This is a genomic window from Archangium minus (assembly GCF_044360475.1).
GTDB lineage: Bacteria > Myxococcota > Myxococcia > Myxococcales > Myxococcaceae > Archangium > Archangium minus.
Genome location: NZ_CP043494.1, coordinates 4,591,350 through 4,605,948, shown reverse-complemented (window position 1 = coordinate 4,605,948; position 14,599 = coordinate 4,591,350). Strand labels below are relative to the sequence as shown.

The 14,599-nt window shown below is 65.0% G+C and carries 12 protein-coding genes and 2 pseudogenes; 1 reads left to right on the top strand and 13 read right to left on the bottom strand.

All coding sequences use genetic code 11. From position 1 onward, the window contains the following. Nucleotides 1-94 precede the first annotated feature (94 nt). The 11 genes and pseudogenes from istB to F0U60_RS18955 form a co-directional block, all read right to left on the bottom strand. A pseudogene (istB, locus tag F0U60_RS19005) lies at nt 95-817 on the bottom strand (IS21-like element helper ATPase IstB); the annotation flags it as partial. A 181-nt stretch (nt 818-998) separates the two neighbouring features. Further along, nucleotides 999-2,518 (bottom strand): annotated as a pseudogene (gene istA, locus F0U60_RS19000) (IS21 family transposase). Nucleotides 2,519-2,763: 245 nt separating this feature from the next. After that, nucleotides 2,764-3,219, bottom strand: a complete 456-nt coding sequence (locus F0U60_RS18995; RefSeq protein WP_395821943.1) for an immunity 26/phosphotriesterase HocA family protein — start codon at nt 3,217-3,219, stop codon at nt 2,764-2,766. Nucleotides 3,220-3,221: 2 nt separating this feature from the next. Beyond that, nucleotides 3,222-4,076, bottom strand: a complete 855-nt coding sequence (locus F0U60_RS18990; protein ID WP_395821940.1) for a hypothetical protein — start codon at nt 4,074-4,076, stop codon at nt 3,222-3,224. A gap of 331 nt (nt 4,077-4,407) precedes the next feature. Further along, nucleotides 4,408-5,130 (bottom strand): double-CXXCG motif protein, encoded by a 723-nt coding sequence (locus F0U60_RS18985; RefSeq protein ID WP_395821937.1) that lies wholly within the window; start codon nt 5,128-5,130, stop codon nt 4,408-4,410. 1 nt (nt 5,131) lies between these two features. Next, complete coding sequence (locus tag F0U60_RS18980; protein ID WP_395825148.1) at nt 5,132-6,283, bottom strand: IS4 family transposase; 1,152 nt, start codon at nt 6,281-6,283, stop codon at nt 5,132-5,134. A 427-nt stretch (nt 6,284-6,710) separates the two neighbouring features. After that, nucleotides 6,711-7,103 (bottom strand): GFA family protein, encoded by a 393-nt coding sequence (locus tag F0U60_RS18975; RefSeq protein WP_395821934.1) that lies wholly within the window; start codon nt 7,101-7,103, stop codon nt 6,711-6,713. A 167-nt stretch (nt 7,104-7,270) separates the two neighbouring features. Then, on the bottom strand, nt 7,271-8,422 hold the full coding sequence (locus F0U60_RS18970; RefSeq protein WP_395821931.1) for a PPC domain-containing protein: 1,152 nt from the start codon (nt 8,420-8,422) through the stop codon (nt 7,271-7,273). 438 nt (nt 8,423-8,860) lie between these two features. Beyond that, complete coding sequence (locus F0U60_RS18965; protein ID WP_395821929.1) at nt 8,861-9,400, bottom strand: DUF2087 domain-containing protein; 540 nt, start codon at nt 9,398-9,400, stop codon at nt 8,861-8,863. 722 nt (nt 9,401-10,122) lie between these two features. Next, on the bottom strand, nt 10,123-10,590 hold the full coding sequence (locus F0U60_RS18960; protein WP_395821926.1) for an OsmC family protein: 468 nt from the start codon (nt 10,588-10,590) through the stop codon (nt 10,123-10,125). A gap of 132 nt (nt 10,591-10,722) precedes the next feature. Beyond that, a complete protein-coding gene (locus tag F0U60_RS18955; protein WP_395821923.1) occupies nt 10,723-11,514 on the bottom strand; it encodes an SDR family NAD(P)-dependent oxidoreductase in 792 nt (263 codons plus the stop codon). A gap of 126 nt (nt 11,515-11,640) precedes the next feature. Here F0U60_RS18955 and F0U60_RS18950 point away from each other — a divergent pair, with 126 nt between their 5' ends. Next, complete coding sequence (locus F0U60_RS18950; protein ID WP_395821920.1) at nt 11,641-12,552, top strand: LysR family transcriptional regulator; 912 nt, start codon at nt 11,641-11,643, stop codon at nt 12,550-12,552. 14 nt (nt 12,553-12,566) lie between these two features. On the opposite strand, the gene F0U60_RS18945 is transcribed toward F0U60_RS18950, so the two are convergent. Next, nucleotides 12,567-12,845: an alpha/beta fold hydrolase gene (locus F0U60_RS18945; RefSeq protein ID WP_395821918.1), complete on the bottom strand. Its 279-nt coding sequence runs from the start codon at nt 12,843-12,845 to the stop codon at nt 12,567-12,569. Nucleotides 12,846-12,878: 33 nt separating this feature from the next. Continuing rightward, complete coding sequence (locus F0U60_RS18940; RefSeq protein ID WP_395821915.1) at nt 12,879-14,465, bottom strand: amidase family protein; 1,587 nt, start codon at nt 14,463-14,465, stop codon at nt 12,879-12,881. Between the last annotated feature and the right edge of the window lie 134 nt (nt 14,466-14,599).

The following is a 14,599-nucleotide window of genomic DNA, read 5'->3' as shown; positions in this document are numbered from 1 at the left end:
TATTCCGGCGAAGTGGAACACCCATTCCGGGCGAAGTGGAACACCCGTTCCGGCCATGTGGAACAGTCGGAGCGTCAGCGACGCTGGCCGGGGTTCACTTCGCCCCCTTCTTGGACCGGGTCAAATTCCTTTCCGGGTCGCGCACCGAGTCGCCGGTGAGCTTGAGGCGATGGGCGTTGTGCACCAGCCGGTCGAGGATGGCATCGGCCACGGTGGCGTCGCCAATCACCGCGTGCCAGTCCTTCGTATCAAGCTGGGAGGTCACCACGGTGGCACCGGAGCCATACCTGTCCTCCAACACTTCCAGCAGTTCCTTGCGCTCGCTGGCGCCCAGGGGCTCCAGGCCGAAGTCGTCGAGAATCAGCACCTGGGCCTTGGCGAGCCTGCGCAGCAGGTGCGGGTAGGTGCCGTCGGCACGAGCCTGCGCCAGCTCGTCGAAGAGACGCGAGGCGCGGCGGTACACCACGCCGTAACCGTCGCGGCACGCCCTCTGTCCCAGCGCGCACGCCAGGAAGCTCTTGCCCACGCCGGTGGGGCCCGTCACCAGCACGTTCTGCGCCTGCGCCACCCAGCGTGAGGTGGACAGCTCCAGCACCTGGGCCTTGGTCAGCCCCCGCGCCAGGCCGTAGTCGATGTCCTCCAGGCACGCCGTCTGGCGCAGCCGCGCGGTGCGCAGGCGCGAGGTGAGCTTCTTGTTCTCCCGGTGCACCCACTCGGCATCCACCAGCAGGCCCACCAGGTCCGTCGGGCCCACCTCCTTGTCGGCTGTCCGCTCCGTCCAGGTGCGTAGGTAGTGGGCCATGCCGTACAACTTCATCGCGTTGAGCTTCTCCAGCGTCTGTTCCACCAGCATCGTCTCTTCTCCTCGTTGGGGTTGTTGGGTGTTGCCGCGCCGGAGCGCGCCCGAAGGGCGCGCGCAGGCGTACTCCGAGGCACCGGGCCGCGAAGGCTGGCACCGCGGAGCTCTGTCCGCGCACCGTGGCCGGGCGCGGGAAGTGTCAGTGGTAGTAGTCGGCGCCGCGCACGTTCTCGTGCGCGGGCAGCGGGCCTTTGTCCTCGGGTGCCGACTCCATCTCCTCGAGGTGGTGCTGGAGGATGGCGGCCACGGACTTGTAACTGTAGGCGCGGTGGCGCACGGCCCTGGCGCACGCCTTCTCCACGCGTTGTGGCCCGTGGCGCTCAGCCAGACGGATGACGCCCAGGGCCGAGCGGAAGCCCTGCTCGGGGTGGGCCGGCGCTTCATCAGCTCCTCCACCAGCGCCGCCGTGCTGGGGCCCAGCGTGGAGGCCCACGAGAGAATCCGGCTCGGCGTCCACTCCGCATGTGCGCGGTGACTCTTGGGCATGTGTTCGGCCAGCGTGGTGAAGCCTCCGCGCTGCTGGCTGCGCACGTGGCTGGCCACGCGCCGGCCGCCCAGCAACACCTCCACGCACGAGGGCGTGTAGCGCACCTCCACCTGCTGCCCCACCAGCCCGTACGGCACGCTGTAGCAGTGCCCCTCCAGCTCCACGTGGTAGTCCACGTTGACGCGCGCCTTCTTCCAGTGCGCCAGCTCGTAGGGCTTGTCCGGCAGCGGTTTGAGGGCCGCCCTCTCCACCTCCTCGAAGAGTTGCCGGCGGCTCTTGCCCAGCTTACGCATGGGCCTCGTGTTCAACTTCTCCAGCAGCTCCGCCACCGCCTCGCGCACCTCACCCAGCGAGGCGAAGCGCCGGTTGCGCAGCGCCGCCAGAATCCACCTCTCGGCCAGCAGCACCCCGTTCTCCGCCTTCGCCTTGTCCCGCGGCTTGCGCGGCCTCGCCGGCACCACCGCGAAGCCGTAGTGCCGCGCCATGTCCGCGTAGCTGGGGTTGATGTCCGGCTCGTACCGGTTGGCTCGCGTCACTGCCGCCTTCAGGTTGTCGGGCACCGCCATCTCCGGCACCCCTCCGAAGTACGCGAACGCCCTCTGGTTGCACCCCACCCACGTGCCCACGTCCTCGCTGAAGACGGGCTCCACGTACGTGTAGTTGCTCGCCCCCAGCACCGCCACGTACAGCTTCGCCACCCGCACCTCGCCGCTCACCGCGTCGTGGACTTGCAGCCCATCGCCGCTGAAGTCCATGAAGCACTTTTCCCCGGCCCGGTGCTCCTGGCGCATGGTGACGCTCACGCTCTTGGCCCATCGCGCGTAGCGCTCGCAGAACTGGCTGTACTGGTAGCCCTCCGGGTGCTCCTCCCGGTACTCCTGCCACAACAGTAACTTGGTGACGCCCTTGCGCCTGAGTTCCGCGTGCACATGCGCCCAGTCCGGCTCGGGCCGGCTCGCCACCACCTTGCCCTCATCCGCGAACAGCAGCGCCGTGAGGGCGGTGTCGTTGTCCAGTTCCGGCGGCAGCGGCCAGCTCGTCAGCTTCGCCGCCTGCGCCCGGTACAGGTAGCGGTTGACCGTGCCCACGCCGATTCCCAGGCTCCGGGCAATCTCCCGCACCGACAGCTTCAGCTCCAACCTCTGCCTCAACAACTCTCTCAGCTTGCGCATGGACAGCCTCTCTGCCGCCATCAACACCTCCTTGAGGGGAGGTCAGAGGCGGCGGCTCGTCCAGCACCGTCAACGCTCCACTGGGTTTCCCATCCTGCCACCTACTTCCAGAGTGCGTTCCACTTGCCCCGGAATCGGTGTTCCACATGGCCGGAATGGGCGTTCCACATGCTCCGGAATCAGTGTTCCACTTGCCCCGGAATCGGTGTTCCACATGGTCCGGTGCACGCATCCTATGAGCGTGCCTATTTCAGGCGCACCTTCAAACGCTCCACTGCCGCATTAGGCCGCCCCATGAAGGAGTCGAGCAGGCGTTGCTCGACTCCCACCTCTTCCCAGACAACCGAGCGCTCAAGCCCGATACACTCCTGGGGCTCCGCGCTTCTCTCATTGCCAACGGTGTCGAAGATTGTGCAGTCGCGGAAGTTCCCAATGTCCTGCATGAACTGGACAATCGGTTGAGAAAACTGCTCCTCCAGCTCTCTCCACCCGATGAGCTCCCACGCCCGCTCCTCCATATGGCGGACCATGATCTTGAAAAGGATAGGCTTCGAGGCAATCCGATCCAGATCTGAATCTGGAGTATCGGTCCTGTAATCGTAATAGGCATCATGCGGCAGTTTGAGCACTCTGCCGTAACCGAAAGAACCGTCGGTAAGGGGGATTCTCAAGAACGAGCCCGGTTTGTAGATTCGCGGCATCCCTAGTATCCCGTGTAAGGGTGAAGTTGGCCCCACAACTCCGTCGCGGCGGCGTGGAACCCTCTGCCTTGTGGATTTTCTTTCGCCACACCACGTACGGCATTCTCGGTGCGATAAGGCTCTCCAGTGTCAGAGCGGGCTCCACCAAGGAAATCAATCAACTGCTGTTCTCTCCCGCGAATCCGCCAATAAGCGACATCGTCATATCTCTGGCTATAGTCAACGGCGTTGCCGACGTCGAATCGATCAGTCTGCGCCAAGTCGAACACGGCGCCCTTTGGTTCAGCATTCTCGTCCAAGTGGTGATTCCTATCTCGAAGGAGAACCGCCAATGCAGCTTGAACTCGGAGAGGCTCATCAAGGTCGACGACCATGCTGGTCCGCCCGGCGTAGTAGCGGTGGGTCATCTGGTTGAGCTTCATGTAGGTGACATAGATGCGCCCCAGCCTCTTGCCGGTGCTCTCGTCGGGTTTCGACCTGGGTGCTGCGCCAGGCGGAGGCGCCACGTCCCGGTATTGACCTTGAACCCACCCCTTCACGTCTCCGAAGTGTGTGCCGTAATACTCGTCCGCGATCTCGATGGGGGTCTTCTCCCCATCCACGGCCGCACGAGCCGTCAAGCAGACCAGCAACCCACTGCCCACGGCCGCGACGAACGCTCCCCCCACTACCACCGTCTCCCCTGCGGCACCACCAGCCCCTGCCTCCGCGCCCGCGCCTCCTTCAAGCACCAACCTGAGCACGCCCCGGGGAATGCCGTTCCCCAGCCCCTCACCCGATAGCCCTTTCAGGACAGGGGCCGGACTTGAGGCAGGGGGAGCCACGGGCGAAGCCCCCGCCGCCGCGACAAGCACCACGTGCACACCCGCGCGAGCGGAGGATACCTCCTCCTTCCAAGCTCCGGCCGTCTCGTCACGGGACGGGACATAGGAGCAGCGCCTCTGCGTATCCGGGGCATGACGGACGCTTGGAGCAGCGCCGCCACACCCCATCAGGGCCACGCAGAGCAGCACCAGTGAACAACGCATCACATAGCACCTCGGGATGTGGGCTCTTGCCTTGAAGCGTTCGAATCTACGGAATCCTATGAGTGGCGCATAGGGTGGCCAGGGAGGGAGCGGCGATGACCACGCCCACGCAACAAGACGCCGCGTCGATGTTCTACCTGCTCAGCGACAAAGTGATGGCTCAGCGGACCTCCAGCTCCTTGAAGACAACCCCGTCCAGTTCCAGGTGGCGCACCGCGTCCACCAGACGCTCGTTGGCGATGATGAGCGTCGAGGCATCGGCCAGCCGGAAGATGTCCACGTGCTGTGGCAGTGAGGCTGCGTCGAGGCAATACGGGTCCGGGACGCTGTAGCCCATGACGACACCACAGGTGGGGCACGAAGGATTCGGGGGCGGCAGGCAATCTGGGTGGAATCGCCCATGGCTTTCGAGCTGGATGTCCCTCAACTCGGGAGCGTGTTTGGTGCGGAACCTCACCTGGGTGGGGCAACCGGTCAGGCCACGCACGCCCGTGCTCTGCAAGCGCTCCAGGGCCTCGCGGCGCATGCAGAGAGACCAGGGGTTCTGCATGAAGAGCTGACCGAAGTAGCCCAGACCCGTTCCATGGAGAGGACCGAACGCGGCTCCCGATTCCAGTACGGCGTAGGGAGGCGCGAATGGGCGCACGAGTTCGCGCCGCCGGATGAACTCCTCGCGCGGAACAGGCCAGGAGTCCAGGAGCTTCTCCTGGTCCTCGGGCGGCAGACCCGACAGGTCCACGCACGGGTATTGAGCCGATGTCCCTCCCTCTGGCTGCAAATCACAGACAGGACAGGGGTCCACACCGGGCAGACTCCATTTGTGGGAAGCGTTCAGGTTGCCCGTGTAGCGTGGCGCAGGGTCTTTACTGAGCCATCCCCTCATTTTAGATGAGACCGAAAGCTTCGCGGAAAACGAGCTGCTCACGGACGAGTTGGGCGAAGCGCTCCATGAGCGGACGCAACTCGGCTTCTCGCATCATGGGCAGGGCCTTGTAGTACATACATCCCTGACGGAAGAGGGAGTAGGTGCGCTTCTTGGAGGTGTTGGCCTTGAGGTAGCGCTCCATGCCGAGACTCTCGCCCGCGGCCCCCAGCAGCGTCAGCAGCGCGCACGCCAGGGCACTGACCAGCAGCAGCCTGTCTCGCCTGTCCGTCTCGGCGATGCGCACCGAAGACAGGCCCATACCGAAGCGCAAGTCCTTCACATCCCTGAAACCCTCTTCGATGGTGAAACGGCGGCGGTAGAGCGCGACGACCTCGGCACCGGAGGCATCCACCAGGTTGGTGGCCAGACACCAAGCATCCTTCATGCCCTTCTTCTTCAGGCACACCACGGCAGCCACTTCTGTCTCGTCCGCCGTGACTCGCGCTCCTTTGAGCGTGCGCAGGTGGCCCGACTTCGGCACCCACTCCCCCGCGGGTTTGCGCTCCCCGTCTGTGTTCGTCACCGTGATGGATTTGCGGAAGCGCACCACGTACGAGAAGCCCAACTGCGCCAGCAGCGCATACAGTGCCTGGTCAGCGAAGCCCCGGTCGGCAAGTACCGTCACCTTCACCTCGCCCGGAATCAGTTCGCGCAGGCGTAGCAGGACGGTGTCCTCCACGTCGTTGCGCTGGCCCTTGAGGGTGGACTTGTGCACTGTCAGCCACACCAGGGGCGTAGGGCGGCCGTGCTTCGTCAGCAGCGAAGCCACCAGGGTGGTGTGGTCATCATCGTCGAAGTCCGTCCAGTCCAAGGCGATGACGGCCTCGGTGCGCTGGGCCAGCATGTACGGCACCCACAGACTGAACAGGTGCCACACGTTCAAGCCCGCATTGGACAGCAACCTGTCTACCTGCTTCACCCCGTGCTTGCCCTTGGTGCCTCGCGCCACCGCCACGGCCTGCCCGATGGCGTACACCGACAAACTCGCGGCGTGGATGACCCCCAGCGTCGCCAGCGACAGTGACAGCACCCGCTTGGCGTGGACGTCCTCGGCGAAGAGGCTGGAGAGGAATTCATGGACCTGCTGCTCGTTGATAGCTGAAGTACCCACTTCTCCGGTAACGTCCATGACCCTACTGCTCGAACTAAACAGCCTACCGACCCCCTCCTCGCCAGCTTGCTAAATGAGGGGATGCCTCAGGGGTCTTTATCCAACTCGTAGAATCTCATGCAGCCGGGTTTCGAACCCAAAGGTCAAGGAGCGAGAATCTGGGGTCCGGGTGCAGGCACCGGAGCCTAGGCTTGATCAGCGTGCCTTCGAGCTGCGGAAAGGCGGGGAGGAAGCCCTGGCGGTAGCGGAAGTGGAAGGTCATCCGGGGCCGAGCGTCCTCCCGAAGCCCCGCGCGCCTCCAGCTGCGCTGAGTGCTGGGGGCGCGAAAAAGAGGTCAAGTCCCCGCTCAATCGAGATGACATCGAGGTAGCGCTGCCGGCGTGTGGGGCGCTCGACTTCGGAGCGCCGGAGAGTGGCGGACCACGCTTCAGCGAGTGAACTCTTCTCGCCGCAGGAGGCCGTCTTCAGGCACTTCGTAATAGTCGCCTTTGCTCCCCAGGTAGATATGTGCCTTCGGCCTTAGCCCAGTCGGGGCATCGAAGGTACCCGCACAGATCGACATCTTCGGCGCGCCCTCTTCGTCCCAGAGCAAGCTCGAGCCGCACTCGCCGCAGAAGCCCCTCCGCACGGTCGGCGACGCCGCGTACCACCTGAGCCCGCGCTCCTCGGTGAGTTGAAAACCGGGGCGGTCGACGGCGGTATAAGCCCCCACGTGTCCATGCCAGCGACGGCACTTCGAGCAGTGGCAGAACGTGACAGGGGTCAGCTCGAGGGTGACCACGTATCTCACGGCACCACATGCGCATCCGCCTGTTTTCATCGCTCCACTATACCCACAGGTCCGGTGCCACGGCCAGCCGGACCGCCGAGACGTGTATAAGAAGGATGGAAGGCGTGTTGAGGGAGTGTGCTGGTGCAGAGAGGCCGAGGAGGGCCGCTGACGGGGGCCGCGCTCGGGCCGCCAGGGCGCCTCCGCCAAGGGTTCGGTCAGTTGTAATAGTCCGTGTAGTTCACAGAGACCGTCAGGTCCGGTACCGGGCGGTCCCTGGCGACAAGCGTGAGGTAGTATCGCCCCGTCTTGCCCCAGCCCATCGTGCAATAACTCGCGGGACCGAGATTATAGCCCTTGCAGTCATAACTCTGGGGCCCCGCCACGGATTCGAACTTCACGTAGTAATCGACACTGCCAATGCCGGTATTGGGTCCGCTCGCGACACCGAACTTGAGGTCGCTCTTTCCCCAAGGCAGGTCGATTTCGTATCGCCGCTGCTCGCCCGCGGCCAGGGAGACGCCGACGTAGGGCTGACCGCGAACGAGGACGGGCGCGGTGTAGGGGCGGTCCATGGTGGCGATGAGCTGGGCGCCGCTGCTTTCGGACGTGCCGTAGAGCTTGATGTAATACGTGCCAGGGGTTGGGTAATTCAGCGTGCAGGTCTCGTTGTTGCTGTAACCCGCCGACTTGCAGTCATACGTGTCCAGGCGCGGCCAATCCAGCTTCCGGACGTAGAGGTCCCCATTACCGGTGCCTCCGGAGGTGGTGAAGGTGACGCTGTTGACTCCGGTGGGAACCGTGAACATGAATCCGCACGAGAACATCCCCTGCGGCGCGTTCACGTTCAGATACGAGCGCGACACATCCATGATGGTGGAGCTACTGCAGACGGTGGCGTAGGTCGCCGTGAGGCTCGCGCCGCTGTACGCGCCGTACCCGTAGAGTCGGACGTAGTAGGTCCCGGCTTGCGGCGACGGAATCGAACACTGGTCAGCGTTGCTGCCACTCATCGAGCGACAATCGTACAACGTTCCGTCCGGCACGAGGTTGTATCGGACATACAAATCCGCGTCGCCGGTACCTCCCGACGTGGTGAATTTGAGCGCCCCCGCGCCACTCGGAACGGTCAACTTGTAGATGCAGGACCAGCTGCCCTGCACGCCCGAGAGATTCGATTGCGCCACGTCCTTGGTGAGCGAATACGTGGACGAGCAATCCGCGAGCGCCTGGAGTTGAGACGCGGCGATGTCGAATTTGGGCGCAAGCTCCGGATCCTCGATGCCCGGAAGCGGGTTCGGGCCACAGGCCGTCAGGGCCGCGAGACACGCGGTGTACATCGCTTTCAAACCATTGGAATTCACTGCCATACCCCCAGGGGTTCTCGCCGAACTGACCATCAGTTCGGCTTGGAACACACCATAAGTGAAGGGGCTGACACTTCCGGTTCATCGCCATCAACGATGTGATGCCATGCCTTTTCCGGGCCCGCTGCTCCCATTGCCGACTTGAAGCCACTAAACGCTCCCCACGCCCTGTGTCCGTTCCGCGTATTAGAAGGATGGAAGGACTGTTGAGAGAGTGTGCTGTTGCAAAGGCCGAGGAGGGCCGCTGACGGGGGCAGCCCGAGCAGTGCGCCAGGCTGGTGGAGAAACCACTCAGCCCCTTGGGGTACACGCCGGCCCTGGCCGCACTCCCATGAGGTGTGCGGCCGGGGCCTGACTCTCTTTAGCCCTGGCGGATTGAGCCTCAACACCACAATGGCGCGTACCCCACCGGGTGCCGTCTCGTACGCCCCGGGACCGCCCTCAGGCGGCGCCGGCCGTCACACGGGTCAGCAGCGCGCTGAGCTCAACCGGCGGCTTCTGCTCGATGCGCCGGTATTTGCGGCCATCCTGTGTCCGGTCGACGAGGCCAGCCTCGAACATCGCCCGGCGCAGCAGGGCGTGATCACCGAACACATGCCAGCGGTTCAACACGTCGTTGATCTCGCGTTCGGTAAGGACGCGGCTGCTCGGAATGCGCGCCCAGAGCACCCACAGGCAGAGCTTCAGATGAGGGGTCCTGGACGGCCAGCGCAGCAGGCGGCCCTCCCCGTCGAAATGTCGCGCGACCTTTTCGACGAGCTGATGATCGGGGAGGGGCTTCACTTCCGGCGCCGCCAGGCGTTGCCTGGCCTCTGAATCGGCGCGGAAATGCTGGTAGTTCCGGAAGCCGGCCGCGCGGCACAGCAGGTTGAGCATCTCCAGATGGCTGGGCTTGTGCTCGAGCTTCTCGAGCTGATCGCGCAGCGAGCGGGCGAACGCCGAAAGGTCGGCGACCTCGAATGGGAGGGCGAGTCGGGACATGGCTTATCCTCGTATGCGCCGTTCCAGAAAGGATGTCGGTGGTCGCCGTCTTACGACTCGGCACGGGGATAAGTGCGTGTCACGTCTAGGTGCAGGTTTAGCTCCCCTTTCGGGGCGGCGACGCCTCGGTGAACTGCAGACCGTAGGCCCCTTATAGCACGCGCGGCGCAGCCAGACGCGCGGTTTCTGCAGTCCCCTGCTGCGGATCCCGCACGGCCCGCGGAGCTCCTAGGGAAGGACTTCCATGAGGCCGCGCCGTGTCAAGTCCCAGCACTGCCGCCAAGCCGAGTACCTCTCGAGTGCGTCTCCGGAAACGGTCGCACCTGGTTCGCACGCCAGGGAAGTCTTCGCTCAGGGGGGCGAGCCGTTCGACGCCCTGTTCCCAGCGGTGGCGCAGTCGACCCTGCTGAATATCCTGCCGACGCTCGATCAGGTCGCGCAGACGGCGGTCTACCTGGCCTCGGACGCGGCGGGGGCGAGCACGGGCGCGATCACCAACCTGAGGAGGGAAGACTGCTCCTCGAGGAATACAACCGCGAGCCGGGAGAGTTCGAGCTCGCGGCGGCCCATGCCGGTTTCGCCTGGGCGTTGTCCACCGCCCCGACCAACTTCCGCACCCGCGTCTACGAGCCCTAAGCGGAGGTCGCTACGCCGGACAGCTTCGACCTGCTTCTCATCCGCCTCCGAATCCTCTGACACCTTCGCCGCGACGGGCAGGTGCCCTACTCCCCCGCCGCCACCTCCTCGATGCGCGGCTCCATGCGCACGGCGGAGGTGAGGGACAGACCGATGAAGCAGTACTTGTGGGCCTTCTCGAACATCTCGCGCACCTTGGCCGCGTCCGTTCCGGGGGCCACGCGGATGGTGGGTGCGAGGCGGATTTCGGTGACGCGCGTCACCCGGTCCTCGGTGCCGAGCACCACCTGCACGTCGTCCACGTAGCCGCGCACGTCCAGGCGCACCTTCCTGGCGAGCGACAGGAAGGTGAGCATGTGGCAGGTGGCGAGCGAGGCGCCGAGCAGGTCCTCCGGGTTCCACCGCGTGTCGTCCCCGCCGTAGGGCCCCGCGGCGCTCACCGCGAGGTCCGGCTTGCCCGGTGCGGAGGCCACCGCGGCGCGGCTGTGCTCGCCCGTGGCGTAGTCGGTGGTGGTGCCTTCCCAGCGCAGCGAGAGGGGGTAGACGTTGGACATGGCCCCCCATCTACCAGGCCAGCAAGCCAGCCGAGAAGGGTGTCAGACAACGACGGAAGCCGTGCTTGAGACGCGCCAGAGCCTCGCCGAGACTCCGTGACGAGGCCCTGGCCGGGCTTCTCCTCGCCCTCCTCAGCTGATGGTGGTGACGAGGCCTCCCTCGGCACGGAGCACCGCGCCGTTCGTCGCGGCGGACAGGGGGCTGGCCAGATAGGCGACCAGGCTGGCGATCTCCCCCGGATCGATCATCCGCTGCAGGAGCGAGGCCGACCGGTGCTTGGCGAAGAACTCGGCCACGATCTTATCGGCCGGGGCCTCGGGCTCACTGGACACGCTGCGCAGGAAGTCGACAATGCCCTCCGAGTGCGTGGGTCCCGGTAGCACCGAGTTGACCGTCACCTTCGTGCCCTTCGTCAGGTTGGCGAGACCCCGCGAGATGGAGAGCTGCGCCGTCTTGGTCGTCGCGTAGTGGATCATGTCCGGAGGAATGGTGAGCGCGGACTCGCTGGAGATGAAGATGATGCGTCCCCAGTTGCGCTTCAGCATGCCCGAGAAGTAGGCCCGCGACAGCCGCACGCCGCTCATCACATTGATGTTGATGTAGGAAAGCCAGTCGGCATCACTGATTTCAGCGAAGGGCTTGCTCTCGTAGATGCCCAGGTTGTTGACGAGAATGTCGACGTCGCTCGCCTCCTTCTGGATCAAGGCCGCGCCCTCGGCGGTCGCCGCATCCGCCAGCACGCCGCGGATGTGCTTGCCGCCGGAGGCGCGGATGTCCTCCACCGCCTGGTCGAGCTTGGCCCGCGCGCGGCCGGTGATGATGACCTCGGCGCCCTCGGCCGCCAGCGTCCGCGCGATCTCGAGGCCGATGCCGGCCGTGGCGCCAGTGACCAGCGCGATCTTCTTGTTCAATTGCAGGTCCATGAGAACTCCCAGTCAGGGTTGAGGAAGGGGCGGCGTGAGCCGTGCCGTGGTGCAGACGGAATAACCCTTGCGTGCCGGGATGAACATTCACAGGATGGTTACAATACTTGTGAACTGGATTCACGAATGGCGCGCATCTTCATGGAACGCTCTGGCGAACTGGAGGTCTTCCTGCGGGTGGTGCAGGAGGGGGGATTCTCCGCGGCCGCCAGGAGCGTGGGCCTCACTCCCTCGGCGGTCAGCAAGCTCATCACCCGGCTGGAGACTCGGCTTGGCGCCCGCCTCTTCATGCGGACGACCCGCGCGCTGAGCCTCACCGAGGAAGGTGAGGCCTACTACCGGGCGGGACAGCGAATTCTCCAGGAGTTGAATGACGCCGAGCAGGCCGCCTCCGCGGGCGCGGTACGAGGCCGCCTGCACGTCAATGCGTCGATTCCTTTTGGCTCCCAGTTCGTCGTCCCCGCCATTCCCGCCTTCCTCGCGCGCTACCCCGACGTCATCGTCGATCTCAGCTTGACCGATGACGTGGTCGACCTGCTCACCCAGAAGACCGATGTCGCCATTCGCATGGGCGACCTGCCCGACAGCGCGCTGCTCGCGCACAAACTCGGGCAGAGCCGCCGCATCGTCTGCGCCTCACCCGCCTACCTCCAGCGCAAGGGCACCCCGAAGACGCCAGACGATCTTCGACACCACGACTGCCTGACCTTCAACTTCCGGCGCGCCCGCAGTGGCTGGCCCTTCCGGGAGGCGGGCGGCATCACTCAACAGGTCGTCGCGGGAAGCGTGCAGGTGAACAACGGCGAGACCATGAAGCAGATGCTCCTGAACGGGGTGGGCATCGGCCGCCTGTCCCTGTGGCATGTGGCCGCGGAGCTCAAGGCCGGCCACCTCGTCCCCCTGCTAGAGAAGTACAATCCGGGCGACCTGGAGCTGATCCACGCCGTCCATGTCGGAGGCGGGCAGGTCCCGCACCGCGTGCGTGCCTTCATCCGCCACCTGGTGGACACAATGAAGGCCTCGCCACTGGGGGGTTAGAGCGGGCGAGGCTCTCACGCCGACAGGAAGGTGTCGACGTCCCTGGCGACCTCCACCGGGTACTGGAACAGGAAGGCGTGCGCCGAGTCCGGGTAGATCTTGATCCTGGCGTTGGGGATGAGCCCGGCCATGAGGTGGCTGAGCCGGGTCGGGATCATGAGATCATCACCCTGGATGACGAACGTGGGCTGCTGGATGGCGGTCAGGCGCTGCAGCTTGCCGTGGTCCGGAATGCCCCACTCCAGCCTTCGTCGCGTCTTCGCGCCCTCGAAGGCGGTGGCAATCCTCTTCACCTCGGTCTGCCGGTTCCCTCGCTCCGAGGAGTGTCACCCTGTCGGTGGGGGGAGTGGACCCAGGGCTGCCTCAACGGCCATGCCGAGCGCCAGAAGGCGCGTGTCATCGCCGGGCACTGCATCGAGCTCGATACCTACGGGCAGGCCGGCGGCGGTCATTCCAGCCGGGATGCTGAGCCCCGGCGCCCGCAGTACCGGCGAAATCTGCGTATTGCGGATCAAGGTGAAGACCTCGACCACCTGCCTGTCGTTCAGCTCGATGGTGTCGCCAGGCGCGTCGCCTGCGGTGCGTATCGGGGTCGCTGGTACCGGCACGGTCGGATACAAGATGGCAACGACGTTGGCGCTGCGTAGCACCTCCGTGTAGCGCGCAACCAGTTCGGGACGTGCTCGGTTCCGCACGAAGTGTACGGTCTCCTCGGGGACCTGCACGGGAAGAAGCGATTCGAACAGCGCCCTGACGTCCTTGCTCGCAATGCCGCTTATCACCTGTTGCATCGTGATGTCTGGCGCGTAGGCGGCAAGGAACGTTTGGAGATCCTTGCCGTAGCCAATCTCGACAAACGTGCGGAACAGGTCCAACGAGCTCTGCACCACCTCGGTCAGATTCACCTCGACGAATTCCACGCCGGCATCGCGTAGGCGCGTCACTGCGCCTTGGGTCACAGCCGCGACGCCTGGATCGAGATCGTCCCAGAAGTACTCGCGGGGCAGGCCGATGCGCACCCCTGATAGAGACGCTCGCGTGGGGCTCACGACGCCGGTGACTGCCTGCGTCAGCAGTGCCAGGTCTCCTACGCTGCGGGCGATTGGGCCCACGGTATCCAGGTCGTTCGACAGAGGGACGACACCGGCGTCAGGCCAGCGCATAGGTGCCGACACGGTGGGCCGCAGTCCGCAGATCCCGCAGAGTGCGGCTGGAATACGCACCGAGCCGGCAGTGTCCGTGCCAAGCCCCGCAGGTACGAAGCGTGCCGCGACTGCTGCCGCCGTGCCGCCGCTCGAGCCACCGGGAATGCGCGTGCGATCATAAGGATTGCGAACAGAGCCGAATGCCGCGTTGTTGGACGAGGCCCCAGCGGCCAGCTCATGCATGTTGGCTTTTGCGAAGAGCAGTGCGTCCTGGGCGAAGAGCGCGTCCATGACCGGGGCATTCTGACGCGGCACGTATTGTCGCAATGCCGGCGTGCCGGCTGTGGTCGGAATGCCAGCGACATCGATGTTGTCCTTTACCATCAGCGGCACGCCAGCAAGCAGCCCCAGGACCTGACCTCGCGCGCGCCTCCGGTCGATCGCACGCGCGCTCTCGAGCAACCGTTCGGAGTCCATCCAAAGCACGGTGTTGAGCTCGGCTCGCGCCCGGTAGGCGCGCAGGAGTGCACCCGCATAACTCTCGGCGCTCATCTCACCTTCGCGGATGCGGCGTGCGGCCTCGGCTGCGCTGAGCTGCGTGGCGCCCTTCGCGGCGTCTGGTTCTTCGCAGGTGTCGCAGGCGTGAAGCAACCCGGAGACGGCGCCCATCGCTCCGAGTGTGCCCAGCCTTACGAGGAATTCACGTCGGCCCGAGCCACTTCTTGTTTTGTCTGACAATGTGCTCTCCATGCCTGGGTTGGAGAGCATGATTACATGATTCTGTCTGAATTCAGGCTCGTACCCGGAGCTTGTCCAGGTCATGAAAGGGAAATCGTACGACGGTCGCAGGGAGGCGCTTCTGGCGCACAGGGCGAAGAGGAGGCGAGTCCTTTGACACCGTT